This is a genomic window from Pseudomonas sp. ES3-33 (assembly GCF_000952175.1).
Classification (GTDB): domain Bacteria; phylum Pseudomonadota; class Gammaproteobacteria; order Pseudomonadales; family Pseudomonadaceae; genus Aquipseudomonas; species Aquipseudomonas gregormendelii.
Window position 1 is genome coordinate 38222 of record NZ_JZRI01000046.1, and the last position, 21718, is coordinate 59939.

Below are 21718 nucleotides of genomic sequence, written 5' to 3' on the forward strand. Positions count from 1 at the left end.
GATCATTGGACTTTGAAGGTCACGGAGCCTGTGATCGGGTGGGTGTCGGAAGAGACCGCCCTCCATTCAACTTTGTAGGTGCCTGGTGTAAGTGGTTTTGTGGGGCTGATAACCATCATTTTCGGATCAGTGCCGCCCGAAACGCTCGTTTTGACGCCCATGGGAGAGTGTGCAGACATACCCGGCATCTCAGTCATGACCAATTTCGCGCCGGAAAACTGGGTGGTGAGTTTCTCCGAGAAGTTCAGTTCAATTTTTTCTGGAGCCCGAACAGTAGAGCCCTCTGCTGGAGTGGAGGACAGCAGTTTGGGATGCGCCTGGGCGACTGCGCTCAACAACAGACCTGCGCTGAGTGCTGCGGCAACACTAAAGGCTTTAAGAAATGACATGCAAGGCTCCTGACGGACTGGGCCGTGGGGGTGTTTATTGTTTGAATAGGTTTTGGCTGTGCGTGAGAGGCTGGATTAGAACCACATTCGCACCCCCAGAACAAAACGTGCTTCGCTTTGGTCTTCATCTTCTTCACGGGCGTAATCCGCAGTTTTTCCGTAGGAACGGTTCCAGGTCACTCCAATGTAAGGGGCGAATTCGGGGCGAATTTCGTAACGCAGCCGCAGGCCGAGCTCGGTGTCCGAAAGTCCTGAACCGGTGGCCCGTTGAGGGTCGTTTTTGCCATAAAAGTTGATTTCAGCAGTGGGCTGCAGAATCAAACTGTTTGTTAACAAAATGTCGTAGTCACCCTTGAGTCGCAACGCCGTCTGACCGCCCTCTGCAAAGTAGGCGGTGGCTTGCGTTTCGAAGTTATAGAGCGCCATGCCCTGCAGGCCTAGTGCCGCCCACGTCTGAGGTGTACCGGGTTTGAAGTCTTGCCGCACGCCACTGACAACGTCCCACCAAGGACTGATGGCATGACCCCAGAGTGCCTGGAATTCAGCGCTTTCGGTCACGCCATTGGTTCTCTCGCCTTCGGTACGAAGCAAGAGACGATCAGCATCGCCTCCGATCCATCCGCTGGCCTCCCAGCTCAGGGTGCTTCCAGCGTCGGCGTCTTGCCATTCGAGTTGATCAATAAGGAGAAACGAGTTGATTGCATCGTCGTGCATCTGGTGGCCGGCCTGACTTTCAAACACCGCTGCGCGATCCGCGTTAGTAAGTGCAGGGATCGGTGTACGGCTTTCTTGGGACGCCACGGGCTTCATGCCTTGAAATTGAACGTCATCCATACCCTTCATTTGCGAGTGATCCATGCCTTGCATCGGCTCGGTTTGCGCATAAACCAGCGAAAATGGCGTAACCCCCACTCCAAGGATGGCCAGGCTGACGAAAACCGATTTAGCGAATTGTTCGAAGTTCATGTCAGGCTCCTACTCGTGCACACGGACTTCACGGAACATGCCCATTTCCATGTGGTACATCAGGTGGCAGTGGAACGCCCATCGCCCTAGCGCATCGGCGGTCACGCGGTAACTGCGTTTAGAGCCAGGCGGCATGTCGATGGTGTGTTTACGAACCATGAAGTCACCGTTTTCGTCCTCAAGATCACTCCACATGCCATGCAGGTGAATGGGATGCATCATCATGGTGTCGTTCACTAGAACCACTCGAATGCGCTCTCCATACTTGAGTCGAAGCGGCTCGGCATCAGCGAATTTGAGCCCGTCAAAAGACCACGAGAACTTTTCCATGTGCCCGGTCAGATGAAGTGTGATGGTGCGGCTTGGTTCCCGGCCATCGGGATCCTGGAAGGTGCTCTTCAGGTCTGCGTACGTCAGGACCCGGCGGCCGTTGTTTCTCAGCCCCATGCCTGGATCGTTGAGTTTCGGCGTGGGACTCATCGCCTGCATGTCGACCAGCGGATTGTTGGCTTCCGAGGCAGGATGGGGCTCCATCGAGTCCATCCCGTTCATGCCTTGCATCGAGTGGGCAGACATGCCTGACGAGTCTGGCGTCTGGCTGTTATCCATGCCCTGCATCGATGCACCGTCCATGCCTGTCATACCCTGCATGCTCTTATCGTCGCCAGGCGTCATTTGGCTGTGATCCATACCCTCCACGCCTTGCATCGAGGCCAGGGTCATGTCGTTCGTATCGCCATGATCCATGCCGGCCATATCACCCATGCCCATGTCGCTCATCGTGATCAATGGACGTGGATCCAGGGACGGGACAGGGGCCGAGAGCCCTTCCTGTACCGCCAGCGTACCTCTCGCGAAACCAGTGCGATCCATCGACTGGGCGAACAAGGTGTAGGCGTGTTCAGTCGGTTCGACAATCACATCAAAGGTTTCGGCCACGGCGATGCGAAACTCATCGACGCTCACCGGTTTCACGTACTGCCCGTCTGCCGCGACGACAGTCATCTTTAAACCGGGAATGCGCACGTCAAAGTAGCTCATCGCCGAGCCATTGATGAACCTCAGGCGCAGCCGTTCTCCGGGCCTGAAAATACCTGTCCAGTTGCTGTCAGGCGCCAGCCCGTTAAGCAAGTAGGTGTAGGTGGCGCCACTGACGTCGGCAAGGTCCGTGGGGTTCATCTTCATTTCAGCCCACATTTTTCGATCCGCGAGTGTGGCAGACCAACCGGTCTTGCTGACGTCATCAATGAAGTCGCCGACAGTGCGTTTGTGCAGGTTGTAGTAACTGGATTGTTTCTTGAGCTTTTTCATGACCCGCTCGGGGTCTTCATCAGTCCAGTCGGACAGCATCACCACATAGTCGCGATCGTAGGTGAAGGGTTCGGGGTCTTTTGCATCAATGACCAGAGGCCCATAGACACCAACTTGCTCCTGAAACCCGGAATGACTGTGATACCAGTACGTGCCGTTCTGTTTAACCTTGAATGAGTACACGTAAAGGCCACCTGGCTCAATTCCGTGGAAGCTCAGGCCTGGAACACCGTCCATATTCACCGGCAGAATGATGCCGTGCCAATGGATCGAGGTGTTTTCCTTGAGTCGGTTCCTGACCCGCAACGTTACCGTGTCGCCTTCGCGCCAGCGCAGCAAAGGTCCTGGGAGGCTGCCGTTGATTGTCATCGCAGTGCGCGGAGTGCCCGTAAAGTTCACTCCCATCTCACCTATGGAAAGATCAAAATCTGAACCTGCAAGCACATTCGGCTGGCCCCGACTGGTAATCGCCCACACCGGGCTGCGCCATAGCCCAAAGCCTGCGAGTACCCCGCCTGCCGCTAGTGCTTTCACGAAAGTGCGTCTTGATGTTCGGGAATGCATGGAGAGTGTCCTAAGTCAGAATCCGGGGGGGGAGATACGGATCCGCTGCCAAAGTGCGGTCAGGGCTTACTTCAGAGATTCGGTGCCAGCCATATTTCGAGCACGATGTCACATCGCCGGGCGACGCGTGATTACATTTCCGTCAGGTTGGCAACAGCAATCTGGCTGCGCTGCGATTGAGCAGCACCCAAAGATTTCCTGTTGTGATAAGCCGTGCCTGGTTGGCCCTGACGTGGTCATCAATTGCCCAGAGAATCGGCGCCTGCCGGTACCCGTCAGGGTCTGACCCATCACCTGATACGGCTGCCAGGATTTCGGCTCCACAATGTTAGGGAGGTGTTAGCGGAATATCGGGCGGCAGTTTTACCCTCGGCATATGGGCAAAGGTAAAACCGCCGTTGGATTGCCTATAGGCTTGTATGCGTCACTTGCTCATCGGCATCTTCATCATGCTCGATTGCTGATCCATCATTTTCATCATCATGTTCATCATTCCGCTCTCCATACCGTCGCTATTGCCCGCCATGCCCATGCCATGACAGTTCTTATGCATCATGGCCATGCTGTCCTTCATCGTCTTCATGCTCTCCTGCATCGCGGCGTGTCGCTCGGCCGGGGTCTTGGCCGCAGCAGCATTGTCGTGTGCAACCTGCATTTTTTGCATTTGCTTGCTCATCACATTGTTTTGCATCGACGTACCTGCTTCGCTTGTCTGGGCCGGTGTGGTCGACGTCGACTCCGGGTGATGCTCATCGACTGCAGAGGCGACGAATGGGCTGCTCAGGAGCAGGGTGGCGAGGACAAACTTAAATGAGACGTGCATGGCGAACTCCAAAGGTTGAGGACAACTCAGGTAACACGAGGCCGCACCGGGGTGGCGCAGTCAGACAGTGCGCCGAAAATTGGCGCGCAGAAGGTCGGGTCAATCGTTAAAGCGGACGAAAATCAGGCGAGTAGGCCGCCTGGCTGGCATAGGTCGCCGCAAGACAAGAAAGGCAAAAGCGCAAGGGTTGGAGGGATAAAGAATGAGTAACGCAGGGATCAGGAACAGAAACATCCAGCTGGACAGTTCAAATATTTGAAGATGGAGCGAAGGGCTTACAGCTATCACCGCATCAGCGCAATGCTGAAGGCAAGCTGGCGCATGGGCGTCGTAGCTTTCGTGATTGTGCACGGTGCTCATCAAGGCCTGTGCTGTCGCTGGAGTTTGGCTGGGCTGTGCCAGGCACCCCAGGCTCGCTGCCAAATCAAACGCTATCGCCCATAGCACGATCGTTAGGCCTATAAACGCTGGGTGACGATGGCGAAACCAGAACATGGAGAATCTCCGGTACTGATTAGCGGGTTTTGATTTTTCAACTTACAGCACATGGAGGCGCCAAGGTTGATCCACATCAACTTGTGTAGCCGAGGCTTGGTGGTGCATTTTCTCGAATCGCGCGAGCACATTGGCCCAAATCGTCTGGTAATCCTGGCTGAAGTTTCAGGGGGTTTTACTTAAGACCTTTAAAGGGATAGCCGTAAGGGGCAAAACCAATGGCCGCCGTTGCCGCAGAAATGGATAAGTACGCAAGCCAAGATCAAAAGATCGCCGCCTCGTTCCACGGGACAGCTTCTACCAGCGCGTACGGGATATCAAAAGAGCCGTCACCACACGAAAAATCACAGGCAAAAAAAAGCCCGATCTCGCTAAAGCGTTCAATCGGGCGGCAGCACTCAGGAGCAGAAGTGCAAAGGGAGGTTCGATGCGCGTAAAAGCCTTGAAGGGGTCACGCCAGGTCACTAGAACATCCAGCGATTATCTGACGATTAACATATCAAGCAACCTGGGCCAGCTTGGCTTTCGCCTGATTCAGGCCCTTCTCCTGGAAGTCACCCCCCAGGTTCATGCCTTCGGCATGGATGAAGGTCACATCGTTGATGCCGATGAACCCCATCACCTGGCGCAGGTACGGTTCCTGGTGATCCGCCGGGCCGCCGGCGTATATACCGCCGCGTGCGGTCAGCACGTAGGCGCGCTTGCCGCTGAGCAGGCCCTGGGGGCCGGTCTCGGTGTATTTGAACGTCACGCCGGCACGCAGCACATGGTCCAGCCAGGCTTTAAGGGTGCTTGGAATGGCGAAGTTGTACATCGGCGCAGCCATCACCAGAACGTCGGCGGCCAGTAATTCGTCGGTCAGCTGGTTGGAACGCTCCAGCGCGGCATGTTCGCTGTCATTGCGCTGGTCAGCCGGCTTCATCCAGCCACCCAGCAACGTGCTGTCCAGGTGCGGCACCGGATTCACGGCGAGGTCACGGACGGTGATCTGGTCGGCCGGGTGCGCGGCTTGCCACTGGCTGATAAAGGTTTGGGTCAGTTGGCGGGAAACCGAATCTTGCTGACGAGCGCTGCTTTCAATGATCAGGACGCGTGACATGGTTTGTAGGCTCCATCTGAGAATGCTGTAAGGCGATGGAGTGAAGGTTAAACAGAACCATATCGATGAAAAAGCGCAAATAACTGCTACAACCCATCAATAAAGTCGTTTATAACCTCAGGGCATGCGCCTGGGGTCGTGAGCCTGACCCCGATAACGCTGTATCTGTTTCAGCAGTTTCTACAGACGAATCGCCATCGCGAGCAGGCTCGCTCCCAAAGGAGTTTCCCAAACGATGTTATTTGGGGGAGCAAGTCAGCTCAATGCGCATCTTGATAATGGTACGGGTGAATTTGGCGGTGGCGAAGCTGTGTTTCCCGGCGGGCACCTCGATCTTGCGAGTGCGCGGCGCTTCCGGGCCATTGGTGAAGACCACCTTGCAGGTTGCATCGACAGTGCCGTAGTTGTTGACCTGGATGGAGGCGATGTCGCTATCGGTATCAGTGGCATCGTAGTCGATGCTCATGCCATTGAGCTGCTTGGTGACGTCGATCGGATAGGCAAACGCAGTGAGTGGCAACATCGCCAGCACCAGATAACAGAATTTTTTCATTCGGCAGTCTCCAATAAGTGCTGCCAGCTTAGGACAACAGGAGCCCAACATGAAAGCGCCCCGCGTGACCCTTGATCAATGGCGAACGTTGCAGGCCGTGGTCGATCACGGCGGTTTTGCCCAGGCCGCCGAGGCGCTGCATCGCTCGCAATCGTCTGTCAGCTACACCGTGGCGCGTATGCAGGACCAGCTCGGCGTGCCGCTGCTGCGTATTGATGGTCGCAAGGCCGTGCTGACGGAGGCCGGCGGCGTGCTGCTGCGCCGCTCCCGGCAGTTGGTTAAACAGGCCAGCCAGCTGGAAGACCTGGCCCACCACATGGAACAGGGCTGGGAAGCGGAAGTGCGCCTGGTGGTGGATGCCGCCTACCCAAGTGCCCGCTTGGTGCGCGCCCTGAGCGCGTTCATGCCGCAAAGTCGCGGCTGTCGGGTGCGGCTGCGCGAAGAGGTGCTGTCCGGCGTCGAGGAAGTATTGCTGGAAGGGGTTGCCGACCTGGCCATCACCGGTTTAAGCATTCCCGGCTACCTGGGGGCGGAATTGAGCGACGTCGAATTTGTCGCCGTGGCCCACCCCGATCATTCGTTGCATCGCCTGAACCGTGAATTGAGCTTTCAGGACCTGGAAAGCCAGATGCAGGTGGTGATTCGCGATTCCGGCCGCCAGCAGCCGCGGGATGTCGGCTGGCTGGGGGCTGAGCAGCGCTGGACGGTAGGCAGCCTGGCCACCGCCGCCACTTTTGTCAGCAGCGGCCTGGGTTTTGCCTGGTTGCCCCGACACATGATCGAACGCGAATTGAAGGAAGGCTCGCTCAAGCTGCTACCGTTGGATCAGGGTGGCAGTCGTAATCCGAGCTTCTACCTGTATTCGAACAAGGACAAACCCCTGGGCCCGGCGACGCAGATCCTCATCGACCTGCTGCGTACCTTCGACACCGCGCCGCTGGATGCGCCCTTCGCGGCCCCTGAACAAGCCTGACATGGAGTGACTGCATGGCCTATTTCGAACATGAAGGTTGCAACCTGCACTATGAGGAATATGGCCACGGCACCCCGTTGCTGCTGGTCCATGGCCTCGGCTCGAGCACCCTGGACTGGGAAATGCAGATCCCGGCGCTATCAGCCCGCTACCGGGTGATTGTCCCGGACATCCGCGGCCACGGCCGTTCCGAAAAACCCCGGGAGCGCTACAGCATCGCCGGGTTCAGCGCCGACCTGGTCGCCCTGATCGAGCATTTGAATCTTGGCCCCGTGCATTATGTCGGCCTGTCGATGGGCGGCATGATCGGTTTCCAGTTGGCCGTGGACCAGCCGCAGCTGCTCAAAAGCCTGTGCATCGTCAACAGCGCACCAGAGGTCAAGCTGCGCAGCCGCGACGATTACTGGCAGTGGTTCAAGCGCTGGAGCCTGATGCGCGCGTTGAGCCTGGGCACCATCGGCAAAGCCCTGGGCGCCAAACTGTTTCCCAAGCCGGAGCAGGCAAACCTGCGTGAGAAGATGGCCCTGCGCTGGGCAACAAACGACAAACATGCTTATCTCGCCAGCTTCGATGCCATCGTCGGCTGGGGCGTTCAGGAACGACTTTCCAGAGTCTCCTGTCCAACGCTGATCATCAGCGCCGACCGTGACTACACCCCGGTCGCGTTGAAAGAAAACTATGTAAAACTGCTGCCTGATGCGCGGCTGGTTGTGATTGCCGATTCGCGCCACGCCACCCCGCTTGACCAGCCCGAACATTTCAATCAAACCCTGCTCGAGTTTCTCACCGCAGTCGACACCACCACACTCAGGATCACTGACCCATGCTGAAAAAAATCGCCCTCGCCGCCGGCACCGTTCTGTTTGCCGCCAACCTGATGGCCGCCACGCCTGCCAAGGCCCCGCACGTGCTGCTGGAAACCACCAATGGCCAGATCGAGATCGAACTGGACCCGGTCAAGGCGCCGATCAGTACCAAGAACTTTCTTGAGTACGTCGACAGCAGCTTCTACAACAACACGATTTTCCACCGCGTGATCCCCGGCTTCATGGTCCAGGGCGGCGGGTTCACTCAACAGATGCAGCAGAAAGACACCAAGGCGTCCATCAAGAACGAGCACAAGAACGGCCTGGTCAACGTGCGCGGCACCCTTTCCATGGCCCGTACCTCGGCACCGGATTCGGCCACCAGCCAGTTCTTCATCAACGTCAAGGACAACGATTTCCTCGACCAGGGCGACGGCTATGCGGTGTTCGGGAAAGTCGTCAAGGGCATGGACGTGGTCGACATCATCGTCAACTCGCCAACCACCATGCGCGGCGGCATGAAAGACGTGCCTGCCGATCCTGTGTTCATCAAGTCGGCCAAGCGCATCGACTAAGCTGCAGGAAAGTACCGGGCGGCGCTCCTCAGGGCGCCGTTCGCACTGTCAAAGGAGAGCCCGTGCGCGGGCGGAGAACCGATGCTTTATCGCCGTTTTGAACAACTGATCGACATTTTTCGCGATGCTCCGACGGCGGCTCCGCCAGATCGGGTTCTCCCCTTCTACACCTATTACCTCAAGCAGGTCTGGCCGAGTTTCGCCGCCCTGTTGATTGTCGGCCTGATCGGTGCGCTGATCGAAGTGGCGCTGTTCAGTTATCTGAGCCGCATCATCGACCTGACCCAAGGCACACCCAACGTCAATTTTTTCCAGGAGCACGGCATCGAGCTGGCCTGGATGGCGGTGGTCGCCCTGGTCTTGCGGCCGATTTTCGTCGGCCTGCATGACCTGCTGGTGCACCAGACCCTCAGCCCTGGCATGACCAGCCTGATCCGCTGGCAGAACCACAGCTATGTGCTCAAGCAGAGCCTGAATTTCTTCCAGAACGACTTCGCCGGCCGCATTGCCCAGCGCATCATGCAGACCGGCAACTCCCTGCGCGATTCCGCCGTGCAAGCGGTGGATGCGCTGTGGCATGTGCTGATCTATGCGATCAGTTCCCTGGTGCTGTTCGCCGAAGCCGACTGGCGCCTGATGATTCCCTTGCTGACGTGGATCGCGGCCTACATTGGCGCGCTCTGCTACTTCGTGCCGCGGGTCAAAGAACGCTCGGTGGTGTCCTCTGATGCCCGTTCCAAACTGATGGGGCGCATCGTTGACGGCTATACCAACATCACCACGCTGAAGCTGTTCGCCCACACCAACTTCGAACAGCAATACGCCAAGGAGGCCATCGAGGAACAGACGGTAAAAGCCCAGCTCGCAGGGCGCGTGGTCACCAGCATGGACGTGGTCATCACCAGCATGAACGGCCTGCTGATCGTCGGCACCACCGGCCTGGCGCTGTGGTTGTGGACCCAGTCGCTGATCTCGGTGGGCGCCATTGCCCTCGCGACCGGCCTGGTGATCCGAATCGTCAACATGTCCGGCTGGATCATGTGGGTGGTCAACGGCATCTTTGAAAATATCGGCATGGTCCAGGACGGTCTGCAGACCATCGCGCAACCGGTCAGCGTCACCGACCGCGACCAGGCCAAGCGGCTGACCGTGCCCCATGGCGAGGTGCGGTTCGAGCACGTCGATTTTCACTACGGCAAGAAAAGCGGGATCATCGGCGACCTCAGCCTGACCATCAAGCCGGGGGAAAAGATCGGCCTGATCGGGCCATCCGGCGCCGGCAAGTCGACCCTGGTCAACCTGCTGTTGCGCCTGTATGACGTGCAAGGCGGGCGCATCCTCATCGACGGCCAGAACATCGCCGAAGTCGGCCAGGAAAGCCTGCGCGAGTGCATCGGCATGATCACCCAGGACACTTCGCTGCTGCACCGTTCGATTCGTGACAACCTGCTCTACGGCAAACCTGACGCCACCGATGCTGAACTCTGGGAAGCGGCGCGCAAGGCCCGCGCCGATGAGTTCATCCCGCTGCTGTCGGACTCTGAAGGTCGTACCGGCTTTGATGCCCATGTGGGTGAACGCGGGGTGAAACTCTCCGGCGGCCAGCGCCAGCGGATCGCCATTGCCCGGGTGCTGCTCAAGGACGCACCGATCCTGATCATGGACGAAGCCACCTCGGCCCTGGACTCGGAAGTCGAAGCCGCGATCCAGGAAAGCCTGGAAACCCTGATGCAGGGCAAGACCGTGATCGCCATCGCTCATAGGCTTTCGACCATCGCACGTATGGACCGTCTGGTGGTCCTGGAAAACGGCAGGATCGCCGAAACCGGCAGCCATTCCGAACTGCTCGCCCATGGCGGATTGTATGCGCGGTTGTGGCAGCACCAGACGGGTGGGTTCGTCGGGATCGACTGAGTTGAATGCCACCATCCCCCTGTGGGAGCGAGCCTGCTCGCGATAGCGGTTTTAGGTTCAGCATTTACATTGACTGAAACTCCGCCATCGCGAGCAGGCTCGCTCCCACAGGGCCCCCTCTACCCTGTTAAACCGCCACAGGCCCCAGACCACGGGCGCTGGCAGTTTTTCCCAGATTGGCATTCCACAAAAACCCTGCTGTACTCAGCCAAGGTTCTGGAGACGAACCTGTCGTAAATCTGCAGGATGCATCACGCGATGCAGTCTCGATAGCAAGCCTATCAAGGACGCTCTCATGTCTCTGTTCAAACGTTCAGTTACTGAGTTGTTCGGTACATTCTGGCTGGTGTTGGGGGGTTGCGGCAGTGCGGTCCTGGCCGCGTCTTCTCCGCTTGGAATCGGGGTACTGGGTGTGGCCCTGGCGTTTGGCCTCACGGTACTGACCATGGCCTTTGCCATTGGCCATATCTCCGGTTGTCATCTGAACCCGGCCGTTTCGGTCGGTTTATGCGTCGGCGGTCGATTCCCTGCCCGGGAATTGCCGGCCTACATCATCGCCCAGGTGGTCGGCGCCATTATTGCTGCGGGGTTGATCTACTACATCGCCAGCGGCAAGGAAGGGTTCGATCTGTCGACGGGGCTGGCCTCCAACGGCTACGGCGAACACTCTCCCGGCAAGTACTCGATGGCGGCAGGCTTCGTCTGCGAACTGGTGATGACGGCGATGTTCGTGCTGATCATCCTCGGTGCCACCGACAAGCGCGCGCCGGCAGGACTGGCACCGATCGCCATCGGCCTGGCCCTGACGCTGATCCACCTGATCTCGATCCCCGTGACCAATACCTCGGTCAACCCGGCCCGCAGCACCGGCCCGGCACTGCTGGTGGGCGGCTGGGCGATCGCACAGCTGTGGATGTTCTGGGTCGCGCCGTTGCTCGGCGCGGTGGTCGGCGGGGTGACATACCGCTGGCTGGGCAAGGAAGACAGCTGAGACCGGGAGCGAGGATCATTCCTGTCGATAAGGCAGGGCGGTCCTCGCTTCCTCGGCGTAAGCCAGCACGCCCAGACGCTCCTGTTGCAGGAAGTCTTTGACCGCAGCCTTCAGCCCGGGATGGCGCAAGTAGTGCCATGAATGAGTGATCACCGGTTCAAAGCCGCGGATCAGCTTGTGCTCGCCCTGGGCGCCAGCGTCGAAGCGCTGAAAACCATTGGCGATGGCGTAATCCATGCCCTGGTAGAAACAGGTCTCAAAGTGCAGGCGGTCAAATTCCGCCAGGCAGCCCCAGTAGCGCCCGTAAAAACTGCCGCCGCCCACCAGGCTGAAAGCCATTGCCACCGGGCGTGCACCTTGTTTGGCCAGGACCACCCGAATTGACTCGGGCATGCGCTCGGCCAGCAAGCTGAAAAACGCCCGCGTCAGGTAAGGCGCCTGGCGCCGCACCGCGTACGTGTTGGCGTAGCAGGCATAGACAAAATCCCACTGCGCTTCGCTCAGTTGCCGCCCTTCCAGCCACTCGAACTCGATGCCCTGCCCCGCGACCTGCTCGCGTTCCTTGCGCATCTGTTTGCGCTTGCGTGAACTGAGGGCGTCGAGGAAATCCTGGAAGTCCCGGTAACCGCGATTCTGCCAGTGGTACTGACAGCCGATTCGCTGCAGCCAGCCCGGTTGCTGGGCCAGAGCGGCGTCGGTAAAGGGATCGGTAAAGTTGATGTGGGCGCTGGAAAGGCCTTCGATTTCCAGGTAACCCGGCAGGCTCTGCAGCAATTCAAAGCCGTCCTCCACGCTGGCCGCCAGCAGTCGCGGCCCGCTGACCGGGCTGAACGGCACCGCTGTCAACAGCTTGGGGTAATAGTCGATGCCCGCCCGTGCGCAGGCATCCGCCCAGGCGTGATCGAACACGTATTCGCCGTAGGAGTGCCACTTGCGGTAACAGGGGAGCGCGGCGATTAGCCGGTCGCCCTCTAAGTGCAACAGATGCTCGGCTTGCCAACCCGAATGCGGGCCGATGCTGGCGCTGTCTTCCAGGGCACTGAGAAAGGCATGGCGCAAAAACGGCTGGGCCTCCGGAACCAGGGCATCCCAGGTGCGCGGGGCAATGTCGGACAGATTTTCCAGTCGCTGCAGGGGCATAAATTCCTCTTCACCTGAATGCGTGAAAGCTTCGCGAGTATCGCTTATCGCGGCGCAACCTACACGACCTATCCGACCGCAGTGCTCTGGACGGGGCCTTGCAGTTGAATTCGTATCGTCATCGCATCGCCATCACTTTGCCACTGCTCTGTCATAAACGATCGCGATACTGGCGCCTGTTTTTAGAGCGTCGGGTTCTACCCGGCCACTGTTTTCCGTCCATCAAAGGTCGGTTGTGTCCTGGATGGCTCAGTCATCCACTCTCATCTTCGGAGATTGATATGCGTCTTGCTTCCACGAAAACTGCGGCGGCCCTGTGTGGCGGTCTGTTGCTGGCCATGAGCGTCCCGGCCAGTGCCGCAGTCGACGCCAAACTGCTCGACATGCTCAAGGCAAACGGCTCGATTACCACCGCCCAATACAGTGAACTGCAAGCCGAGCTGGCCAGGGATCAGAAAGACCAGCAGATTGCCCGTCAGGCTCAGCAAGAGACCAACGAGCAGATCGCGGCCACCGCGAAGAAAACAGACGCACTGAGTACTTTCGACCAAAAACTGGCCTGGGCGGCCAAGACCCAGTTCAAGGGTGATGTGCGGTTCCGCCAGGAAACCATCAAGAACGATGGCGTTCCCAACAACCGCGACTCCGATCGTCAGCGTGTTCGTGCCCGCCTGGGTGCCTACACCGAGATCAACCCGCAAGTCGACACCGGTATCCGTATCGCTACCGGTAACAACGACGACGCGCGCTCCACCAACCAGAGCCTGGACAACTACTTCGACAAGAAATCGATCTGGCTGGATCAGGGTTACGTCGACTACCACCCCGATGCGATCAAGAACCTGCACATCGTTGGCGGCAAGATGCCGCAGCAATGGGTAAGCATGGGCGACATCATCTGGGATAGCGATATCAGCCCCGAAGGCCTGGCCGTCACTTACAAATACCCGTTGGGCGCGAGCACCGAACTGTTCGGCAGCGCCGGTCACTACACCCTCAAGGACAACGTCGACGGTGAAGGCGTGCAATTCAAGCACGACCTGCGCCTTTACGCAGGCCAGTTGGGCGCGCGTTTTGCCCTCACCGACAACCTGAAGCTGACCCTGGGCGGCAGCATCTACGGCTACGACAACGACGACGACATCACCGCCGGCGGCACCAGCATCCCATCGGTACTGGCCACCAACGGCAACACCCCGAACGAGCAGTTCAAACTGTACGAAGGCTTTGGTCAGCTGGACATCGGCGGCCTGCCGATGCCGCTGTCGCTGTACGGTCAGGTGGTCAATAACCAGGATGCCAGCAACGACCAGGACATGGGCTGGCTGGCGGGTGTAAAGACCAAGGTCTACGGCTTCGGCCTGGACTACAACTATCGCGATGTACAGCGTAACTCCGTGGTTGGCGCCTTCACCGACTCTGACTTCGCCAACGGTTTCACCGGTTCGCGCGGCAGCAAGTTGAAAGTGAGCTACGAGCTGGACAAGAACTTCTCCCTCGGCGCGACTTACCTGATGGCGAAATCCGACTATACCAACGCCACTTTGCGCGACTCGAAAATCAACACCCTGCAACTGGATGCTGAAGCCAAGTTCTGATAACCCCGCTGTCCGGCTCGGGCAGGGAGGCCTGAGTCGCGTTTATAAACCCGCTTTGTGCTATCGGTCCCCATCATCCGTCCGATAGTGCATAGCGGGTTTTTTGCGCTCGCGCATTCCCCTGCCCCACTGTAGGAGCGAGCTTGCTCGCGATGGTAGTGAGGACGCCGCGGGGTGCCAGGCTCCCCGCGGTATCGTTGACGACCATCGCGAGCAAGCTCGCTCCTACAGGTGTGGGCGTTTAGCGCTTGCGCAGTATCACGCTGCCAATCGAGTAACCCGCACCGAACGAGCTGAGCACTGCCAGCGAGCCCGCCGCCAGGTCATCCTGGTTCTTGTGAAACGCAATCACCGAACCCGCCGAGCTGGTGTTGGCATAGGTGTCCAGAATCACCGGTGCTTCCTCTTCCGTCGCCTCACGGCCCAGCAGCTTCTTCACGATCAGGTGGTTCATGCTGAGGTTGGCCTGGTGCAGCCAGAAGCGCTTCACGTCAGCCACGTTCAACTGGTTTTCTTCCAGGTGAGTGGCGATCAGTTCGGCCACCATCGGGCAGACATCGCGGAATACCTTGCGGCCTTCCTGCACGAACAGTTTGTCCCTGGCACCAATGCCCTCTTCCGCCGCGCGGTTGAGGAAGCCGAAGTTGTTGCGGATGTTGTTGGAGAACTTGGTCAGCAGCTTGGTGCTAACAACGTCAAACTGGTATTGGGAAGTCGCGAGGTCGGCACGCTCGATGATCACCGCTGTGGCAGCGTCACCAAAGATGAAGTGGCTGTCACGATCACGGAAATTGAGGTGGCCGGTGCAAACTTCCGGGTTAACCATCAGGATGGCCCGAGCCTGGCCCAGTTGTATGCTGTTGGCTGCCGCCTGGATGCCGAAGGTCGCCGAAGAACAAGCCACGTTCATGTCAAAGCCGAACCCCTGGATACCCAGCGCTTCCTGGACTTCGATGGCAATGGCCGGGTAGGCACGTTGCAGGTTGGAACAGGCTACGATCACGCCGTCGATGTCTGCAGCGGTCTTGCCGGCGCGTTGCAGGGCCTGCTCGGCAGCTCCCATGGCCATCTTGCACAGCACCGACCATTCGTCATTCGAACGCTCCGGCAGGCGCGGCGCCATGCGCTGCGGATCGAGGATGCCATCCTTGTCCATGACAAACCGGCTCTTGATGCCGGAGGCTTTTTCGATAAATGCGGCACTGGACTCGGTCAAGGCTTCGACTTCGCCGCGGGCGATGGCTTCGGCGTTGTCGGCGTTGAACAGCGCGACGTAAGCATTGAAAGACTGCACCAGCTCTTCGTTGGAAATGCTGTTGGCCGGGGTGTACAGGCCGGTGCCACTGATGACGACATTATGCATGGTCGTTTCTCTAATCTGTTCAGGCAGAAAGCATTGGCACCGACGTACCAACACACAAAGGGTTCATTCCCGTCCGTGGAACGCAAACCTGGCATCGCTTTATTCCGGTCCGCCTGTAGCCGCGAAGGCTCAAAACCGCAGGGCCGGCGTTTATAGGCGCGAAGTTTGCCATAAACACCGAGTTTTCGCCCTATATTGCACGACCGAACGATTTTACGCGGCCCCAACGTAGGAGCTGCCGCAGGCTGCGATCTTTTGATTTTTTGTCGCGACACAGGAAGATCAAAAGATCGCCTTCGGCGGCCCCATGCAGGAGCTGCCGGGGCTACGGCTCGACCTGGGACCACTGCTTGCTCATGCGCTTGTCCGAGATCGGCACCTTGGTGCCCAACTGCTGGGCAAACAGCGAAACCCGGTATTCCTCCAGCCACCAGCGATACAACTCCAGCTGCGGATCGCGCTTGCCTTCCTGGGCGTGCTTGTTCGCCCGGGTCTGGTACTGAGCCCACAGGCCGGACAGTTCACCACTCCAGACCCGATCCTTCTGCACCTGGGCGCCTAGTTTCTCGAAGCGCTGCTCGATGGCTTTCAGATAACGCGGCAACTCCTTGAGCCACTGCATCGGTGTCTCACGCACAAAGCCCGGATACACCAGGTTGCCGAGCTGTTGCTTGATGTCGTTCAGGGCCACGGCTTGCGCCAGGTCGATCTTGCCCTTGAAGCGCTTCTGCAGACCATGCCAGAGCTTGAGAATGTCCAGGGTCAACCGCGCCAGGCGCTCGGCGTGTTCGGTCCAGGCTCCGCGTTTGCGCTCGGCCAATGCCGCGAGTGCGGCGCCATCGCGGGGCAGCGGGTCTTCGCCCTCGAGAATGCAACTGTCGAGGCTGGCCAACAGGATGTCTTCCACCAGACTGTCGATGCGCCCCATGTCGCGGTACATCAACCCCAGCTCGGTCAGCCCCGGCAACTTGCCACGGAGGAATTTGGCCGGCTCCGCCAGTTGCTGCATCAGCAGGCGCTGCAGAGCGCGACGATGCTGGAACTCGGCTTCGGCCGGGGTCGAGAAACGCCCTTCCTTGACCGTGCCGGCCTCCTCCACCAACGCCGGGTACACCGTCATCGACAGGCCGGCGATCTTCTGTTGGGTTTTCTCCGCCACTGCGGCAAACACCTTCGCCTCTACCGGCTGCTGACTTTTGGCGGTTTGCGGTACGGCCAGCGCGGCCTGGCTGGCCTCGGCAAAACGCGCAGTCAGCTCGGCCAGATCACGACCCTCGCCGAGGAACTTGCCCTGGCCATCGACGATTTCCAGGTTCATGCGCAGATGACTGTCGACCTGCTGCGCCGCTTCGGCCCACGCTTCGTCACTGACCCGCGCGCCAGTCATGCGCAGCAATTCGCGACCCAGTGCCTGGGGCAACGAGCCCTCGGCGAAGGTCATGCGCTGCAGGGCGGCCTTGACGAAGTCCGGCACCGGTACAAAGTTCTTGCGCAGGGCCTTGGGCAGGTTGCGCACCAGGGCGATGCACTTGGCCTCGATCACGCCAGGCACCAGCCATTCCAGACGCTCCGGTGGCAGCATCGGCAACAAGGGTGCCGGCACCCGCAGGGTCACGCCGTCCCGGGGATGGTTCGGTTCGAAATGGTAACTGAGGGCCAGTTCCAGATCGCCAATGTGCAGGGTGTCCGGGTAATGGAGTGCGGTGACTTCGCTGGCCTCCCGGGCCAGCACGTCTTCCTCGCGCATGATCAGCAACTGCGGATCTTTCTGGCTGTTGACGCGATACCAGCTGTCGAAAGTCGCGGTCTGGTGAATCTCCGCCGGCAACCGCGCATCGTAGAACGCAAACAGGGTTTCTTCGTCGGCCAGAATGTCGCGACGACGGGCCTTGGCTTCCAGCTCGTCGAGCTGTTCCAGCAACTGCGCATTGGCCGACAGGCATTTGGCTTTGGACTGGATCTCACCGCGCACCAGGCCTTCGCGGATGAACAGCTCGCGCGACACCACCGGATCGATCGGACCATAGTGCACCGGTCGGCGACCGACCACGATCAGCCCGAACAGGGTGATTTGCTCGAAAGCCACCACCTGTCCGCGCTTTTTCTCCCAATGCGGTTCGAAGTGGTTTTTCTTGATCAGGTGCCCGGCCAGCGGCTCGATCCAGTCGGAGTCGATCTTGGCGACCATGCGCGCATAGAGCTTGGTGGTTTCCACCAGTTCGGCGGTCATCAGCCATTGCGGACGTTTCTTGCCCAGGCCCGACGATGGATGAATCCAGAACCGTCGCTGCCGCGCGCCAAGGTAATCGCCTTCGTCGGTCTTCTGCCCGATCTGGCTGAGCAATCCGGACAGCACGGCCTTGTGCAGTTTCGGGTAATCGGCCGGCTCTTTATTGAGGCTCAACTGCATGTCGCGGCAGATCAGGCTCAGCTGGCGATGGGAGTCGCGCCATTCGCGCAGGCGCAGGTAATTCAGAAAGTTCTTGCGGCACCAGTTACGCAAGGGGCTCGCGGTCAGCGCCTGGCGCTGCTCCTCGAAACCACGCCACAGATTGACCAGCCCGGCGAAATCCGAGTCCACGTCTTTCCACTGCGCGTGGGCCTGATCGGCAGCCTGCTGGCGTTCGGGTGGACGCTCGCGCGGGTCCTGGATCGACATGGCACTGGCGACGATCAGCACTTCCTGCAGGCTGCCCAGCTTGGCCGCTTCCAGCAGCATGCGGCCCATGCGCGGGTCTACGGGCAGCCGCGCCAGCTGGCGACCGAGCGGTGTCAGCTGGCTGTTGCGATCGACCGCAGAGAGCTCTTGCAGCAGGTTAAAACCGTCGCTGATGGCCTTGCCATCGGGCGGTTCGATAAACGGAAAGTCGGTGATCTCGCCCAGGCGCAGGTGCAGCATCTGCAGGATCACGGCCGCGAGGTTGGTACGCAGGATTTCCGGGTCGGTGAACTCCGGGCGCCCGATGAAATCCTCTTCGCTGTACAGGCGGATGCAAATGCCTGGTTCGACGCGACCGCAACGGCCTTTACGCTGGTTGGCGCTGGCCTGGGAAATGGCTTCGATGGGCAGGCGCTGGACCTTGGCCCGATAGCTGTAGCGGCTGATGCGCGCGGTGCCGCTGTCGATCACGTAGCGGATGCCGGGCACGGTCAGCGAGGTTTCCGCGACGTTGGTAGCCAGCACCACCCGGCGCCCGGGGTGCGACTGGAAAATGCGCTGCTGTTCGGCCGGTGACAGCCGTGCATACAGCGGCAGGATTTCAGTGTGCTTGAGCTGGGCCTTGCGCAGCATGTCAGCGGCGTCGCGGATTTCCCGCTCGCCGGGCAGGAACACCAGCACATCCCCGGGACTTTTACGCTCGCTGCGCTCGAACGCGGCGACTTCGTCGAGGGCGGCGAGGATCGCCTGATCCACGGTCAAGTCATCTTCGACGCGATTGCCCTCTTCGTCCTGCTCCAGGGTCAGCGGGCGGTACCAGGTTTCCACCGGGAAGGTGCGACCCGAGACTTCAACGATCGGCGCATCATCGAAATGCTTGGAGAAGCGCTCCAGATCGATGGTGGCCGACGTGATGATGACCTTAAGGTCCGGACGGCGGGGCAGCAGGGTTTTGAGGTAACCCAGCAGGAAGTCGATGTTGAGGCTGCGTTCGTGGGCTTCGTCGACGATGATCGTGTCGTAGCGTTCGAGGTAGCGATCGTTCTGGGTTTCCGCCAGCAGGATGCCATCGGTCATCAGCTTGATGAGCGTATTGGAATCGCTTTGATCTTCGAACCGCACCTGATAACCGACCAGCGCCCCCAGCGGCGTGCCCAGTTCTTCAGCCACCCGGCTCGCCACGCTGCGCGCAGCGATCCGACGGGGTTGCGTATGGCCGATCAGCCCATGCTGGCCACGGCCAATTTCCAGGCAGATCTTCGGCAACTGGGTGGTTTTGCCCGAGCCGGTCTCGCCCGCGATGATCAGGACCTGATGCTTGAGCAGCGCAGCCTTGATTTCATCGCGCTTGGCGGCGATGGGCAGGCTGTCGTCATATCGCACCACCGGCAGGCTGGCACGCCGCGCCAGCACCTGGTCGCAGGATGCCTGCATGCGCGTCACCCACTGGGCGAGCTTGGCCTCGTCTGGCTTCTTGCGCAGTTCAAGCAGCTGCCGACGCAGCCGGTGGCGGTCGGCGAGCATGGCGTGATCGAGGTTTTTCAGCAGTTTGTCGATGGAGGGCGATTCGTCAGTCATCAGGTACGCAAAGGTCGTCTAGTGGCGCAGGGGGCCAATTGTCGCAGATTTACTATGGATTGCGGATGTTCAAAGCGGGGCATGCGTAGGAGCTGCCGAAGGCTGCGATCTTTTGATCTTGATTTTTTCGTTGCTTTTGAGAAACAAAATCAAAAGATCGCAGCCTTCGGCAGCGCCTACAAGGGTTGTGGCGTTATTCGTTATCGAGGCCCTTGCGGCGATACGGGAACACATCAATGATTTTGCCGGCGCGAATCGCTTCCTGCAGGCTTTTCCAGTAATCGGCGTTGTACAACTCGCCGTGCAACTGGTCAAACAGCTTCCTCTGCCCCGAGTCGGCAAACAGGAACGGCGGAAACTCTTCAGGGAAAACATCCAACGGCCCGATCGAATACCACGGCTCGGAGGCCATTTCATCTTCAGGCGTACGCGGTTGCGGGATGTGGCGAAAGTTGGCTTCGGTCAGGAAGCAGATCTCGTCATAGTCGTAGAACACCACGCGACCGTGGCGGGTGACGCCGAAATTCTTCAGCAGCATGTCGCCAGGGAAGATGTTCGCCGCCGCCAGTTGCTTGATCGCCAGTCCGTAGTCCTCCAGCGCTTCGCGGACCTGGTCGTCATTGGCGTTTTCCAGATACAGATTGAGCGGGGTCATCCGGCGTTCGGTCCAGCAGTGGCGGATCAATACCGTGTCGCCTTCCACCGACACCGTGGAGGCCGCCACTTCAAGCAATTCCTCCAGGCACGCCGGGTCGAACTTGCTCAACGGAAAACGAAAATCGGCGAACTCCTGGGTGTCGGCCATGCGCCCTACCCGGTCGACGCTCTTCACCAGACGATACTTCTCGATCACCGTGGCACGGTCGACGTTCTTCGACGGCGAGAAGCGGTCCTTGATGATCTTGAACACCGTGTTGAAGCCCGGCAGGGTGAACACGCTCATCACCATGCCGCGAACGCCGGGGGCCATGATGAACTGGTCGTCGGTGTTGGCCAGGTGGTTGATCAGCGCCCGGTAAAATTCGGATTTGCCATGCTTGTAGAAGCCGATCGAGGTGTACAGCTCGGCGATGTGCTTGCCTGGCAGGATACGCTTGAGGAAGCCGATAAACTCCGCCGGCACCGGCACGTCCACCATGAAATACGAGCGGGTGAACGAGAAAATGATCGACACGTCGGCTTCGTCGGTGATCAGCGCATCGATCTGGATCCCGCGACCTTCGCGGTGCAGCAGCGGTATCACCAGCGGCCATTGCTCGTCCCGGGTGTAGATGCGCCCCACCAGGTACGCGCCCTTGTTGCGGTACAGCACCGAGGAAAACAGTTCGACGGCCAGTTCAGGGTCCTTGCAGACCCAGTCCGGCAGGTTCTCGCGCAGTTGCGCCTCGAGGCGGCGCAGGTCTCCAGGAAGATCGGCGTAAGCTTCGCTGAAGCTGTAGTCGGCAAAAATGCTCGCGAGCATGCCGGACAGCTTGCCTTGGGGCTTGTAGGTGCGCGTTTGCGCAGCACGGGCCCGGCGCAGGCTCGGCCGGGTGGTGTGGATGAACATGCACCCGTCGCTGATCAGGTCATGGCTGAACAGCCCGCAGAAGATCGAGTTGTACCAGGTCTCGGACAGTTCATCGTCGAAGCGCAGGTCGATCAGGCTGATGTAGGCGCTCTTGACCAGCGGCCAGCAGCTGACGTCCATCAACGTATCGACCTGGAAAGACGCGCGCAGGCGCTCCACCGTCTCACCGACTTTGTCTTCGTAGAGATTGATCCGCGCGGCGGACGCCGATTGCGTTTCCTGCCACAGCGCCTGTTCGAATCGCGCGCGTGCGCCGTCGGTGATCTGGCGGAAATGCTCGCGGTAATCGTCAAAGCCATCGAGGATCATTCGGGCGATGTCGGCGGCTGGCCATTGCTGCGGCATAGGTAA

At 59.4% G+C, this 21718-nt stretch carries 15 protein-coding genes and 1 pseudogene; 6 read left to right on the plus strand and 10 right to left on the minus strand.

The features are described from left to right. Window positions 1-2: 2 nt before the first annotated feature. The 6 genes from copC to UB23_RS07485 all read right to left on the minus strand — a co-directional run bounded on the left by copC (window position 3) and on the right by UB23_RS07485 (window position 6200). Window positions 3-389, minus strand: coding sequence for a copper homeostasis periplasmic binding protein CopC (gene copC / locus UB23_RS07455; protein WP_045058703.1), 387 nt, complete (start codon window positions 387-389; stop codon window positions 3-5). Window positions 390-464: 75 nt separating this feature from the next. Beyond that, window positions 465-1355 carry a copper resistance protein B gene (locus tag UB23_RS07460; protein ID WP_045058704.1) on the minus strand — a complete coding sequence of 297 codons (891 nt, stop codon included), beginning with the start codon at window positions 1353-1355 and terminating at the stop codon, window positions 465-467. A 9-nt stretch (window positions 1356-1364) separates the two neighbouring features. Next, complete coding sequence (locus UB23_RS07465) at window positions 1365-3230, minus strand: copper resistance system multicopper oxidase (protein ID WP_045058705.1); 1866 nt, start codon at window positions 3228-3230, stop codon at window positions 1365-1367. Window positions 3231-3654: 424 nt separating this feature from the next. Then, on the minus strand, window positions 3655-4053 hold the full coding sequence (locus tag UB23_RS07470) for a hypothetical protein (protein ID WP_045058706.1): 399 nt from the start codon (window positions 4051-4053) through the stop codon (window positions 3655-3657). 994 nt (window positions 4054-5047) lie between these two features. After that, a complete protein-coding gene (locus UB23_RS07480) occupies window positions 5048-5647 on the minus strand; it encodes an FMN-dependent NADH-azoreductase (RefSeq protein ID WP_045058708.1) in 600 nt (199 codons plus the stop codon). A gap of 238 nt (window positions 5648-5885) precedes the next feature. After that, window positions 5886-6200, minus strand: coding sequence for a hypothetical protein (locus UB23_RS07485; RefSeq protein ID WP_045058709.1), 315 nt, complete (start codon window positions 6198-6200; stop codon window positions 5886-5888). 49 nt (window positions 6201-6249) lie between these two features. Here UB23_RS07485 and UB23_RS07490 point away from each other — a divergent pair, with 49 nt between their 5' ends. The 5 genes and pseudogenes from UB23_RS07490 (at window position 6250) to aqpZ (ending at window position 11459) form a co-directional block, all read left to right on the plus strand. Next, window positions 6250-7173, plus strand: coding sequence for a LysR family transcriptional regulator (locus UB23_RS07490; RefSeq protein WP_045058710.1), 924 nt, complete (start codon window positions 6250-6252; stop codon window positions 7171-7173). A 14-nt stretch (window positions 7174-7187) separates the two neighbouring features. After that, window positions 7188-7993 (plus strand): annotated as a pseudogene (locus UB23_RS07495) (alpha/beta fold hydrolase). 3 nt (window positions 7994-7996) lie between these two features. Beyond that, on the plus strand, window positions 7997-8554 hold the full coding sequence (locus tag UB23_RS07500; RefSeq protein ID WP_045058712.1) for a peptidylprolyl isomerase: 558 nt from the start codon (window positions 7997-7999) through the stop codon (window positions 8552-8554). An 81-nt stretch (window positions 8555-8635) separates the two neighbouring features. Continuing rightward, the gene (locus tag UB23_RS07505; RefSeq protein WP_045058713.1) at window positions 8636-10468 is read left to right on the plus strand and encodes an ABC transporter ATP-binding protein; all 1833 of its coding nucleotides are present in this window, start codon (window positions 8636-8638) and stop codon (window positions 10466-10468) included. 295 nt (window positions 10469-10763) lie between these two features. After that, window positions 10764-11459, plus strand: a complete 696-nt coding sequence (aqpZ, locus tag UB23_RS07510) for an aquaporin Z (RefSeq protein ID WP_045058714.1) — start codon at window positions 10764-10766, stop codon at window positions 11457-11459. Window positions 11460-11474: 15 nt separating this feature from the next. Here aqpZ and UB23_RS07515 read toward each other — a convergent pair whose 3' ends face one another. Further along, window positions 11475-12599 (minus strand): GNAT family N-acetyltransferase, encoded by a 1125-nt coding sequence (locus UB23_RS07515; protein WP_045058715.1) that lies wholly within the window; start codon window positions 12597-12599, stop codon window positions 11475-11477. Window positions 12600-12880: 281 nt separating this feature from the next. On the opposite strand from UB23_RS07515, the gene UB23_RS07520 reads away from it, so the two are divergent. After that, window positions 12881-14197 (plus strand): putative porin, encoded by a 1317-nt coding sequence (locus tag UB23_RS07520; RefSeq protein ID WP_045058716.1) that lies wholly within the window; start codon window positions 12881-12883, stop codon window positions 14195-14197. A 241-nt stretch (window positions 14198-14438) separates the two neighbouring features. Here UB23_RS07520 and UB23_RS07525 read toward each other — a convergent pair whose 3' ends face one another. The 3 genes from UB23_RS07525 to aceK form a co-directional block, all read right to left on the minus strand. Further along, on the minus strand, window positions 14439-15560 hold the full coding sequence (locus UB23_RS07525; protein ID WP_045058717.1) for a beta-ketoacyl-ACP synthase III: 1122 nt from the start codon (window positions 15558-15560) through the stop codon (window positions 14439-14441). Between the two features lie 325 nt (window positions 15561-15885). After that, complete coding sequence (gene hrpA / locus UB23_RS07530) at window positions 15886-19797, minus strand: ATP-dependent RNA helicase HrpA (protein ID WP_045058718.1); 3912 nt, start codon at window positions 19795-19797, stop codon at window positions 15886-15888. A gap of 193 nt (window positions 19798-19990) precedes the next feature. Further along, on the minus strand, window positions 19991-21712 hold the full coding sequence (gene aceK, locus UB23_RS07535) for a bifunctional isocitrate dehydrogenase kinase/phosphatase (RefSeq protein WP_045058719.1): 1722 nt from the start codon (window positions 21710-21712) through the stop codon (window positions 19991-19993). Between the last annotated feature and the right edge of the window lie 6 nt (window positions 21713-21718).

Coding starts and splice junctions, on each gene's coding strand:
- copC (WP_045058703.1), bottom strand. CDS start 389: ATGTCATTTCTTAAAGCCTTTAGTGTTGCCGCAGCACTCAGCGCAGGT.
- UB23_RS07460 (WP_045058704.1), bottom strand. CDS start 1,355: ATGAACTTCGAACAATTCGCTAAATCGGTTTTCGTCAGCCTGGCCATC.
- UB23_RS07465 (WP_045058705.1), bottom strand. CDS start 3,230: ATGCATTCCCGAACATCAAGACGCACTTTCGTGAAAGCACTAGCGGCA.
- UB23_RS07470 (WP_045058706.1), bottom strand. CDS start 4,053: ATGCACGTCTCATTTAAGTTTGTCCTCGCCACCCTGCTCCTGAGCAGC.
- UB23_RS07480 (WP_045058708.1), bottom strand. CDS start 5,647: ATGTCACGCGTCCTGATCATTGAAAGCAGCGCTCGTCAGCAAGATTCG.
- UB23_RS07485 (WP_045058709.1), bottom strand. CDS start 6,200: ATGAAAAAATTCTGTTATCTGGTGCTGGCGATGTTGCCACTCACTGCG.
- UB23_RS07490 (WP_045058710.1), top strand. CDS start 6,250: ATGAAAGCGCCCCGCGTGACCCTTGATCAATGGCGAACGTTGCAGGCC.
- UB23_RS07500 (WP_045058712.1), top strand. CDS start 7,997: ATGCTGAAAAAAATCGCCCTCGCCGCCGGCACCGTTCTGTTTGCCGCC.
- UB23_RS07505 (WP_045058713.1), top strand. CDS start 8,636: ATGCTTTATCGCCGTTTTGAACAACTGATCGACATTTTTCGCGATGCT.
- aqpZ (WP_045058714.1), top strand. CDS start 10,764: ATGTCTCTGTTCAAACGTTCAGTTACTGAGTTGTTCGGTACATTCTGG.
- UB23_RS07515 (WP_045058715.1), bottom strand. CDS start 12,599: ATGCCCCTGCAGCGACTGGAAAATCTGTCCGACATTGCCCCGCGCACC.
- UB23_RS07520 (WP_045058716.1), top strand. CDS start 12,881: ATGCGTCTTGCTTCCACGAAAACTGCGGCGGCCCTGTGTGGCGGTCTG.
- UB23_RS07525 (WP_045058717.1), bottom strand. CDS start 15,560: ATGCATAATGTCGTCATCAGTGGCACCGGCCTGTACACCCCGGCCAAC.
- hrpA (WP_045058718.1), bottom strand. CDS start 19,797: ATGACTGACGAATCGCCCTCCATCGACAAACTGCTGAAAAACCTCGAT.
- aceK (WP_045058719.1), bottom strand. CDS start 21,712: ATGCCGCAGCAATGGCCAGCCGCCGACATCGCCCGAATGATCCTCGAT.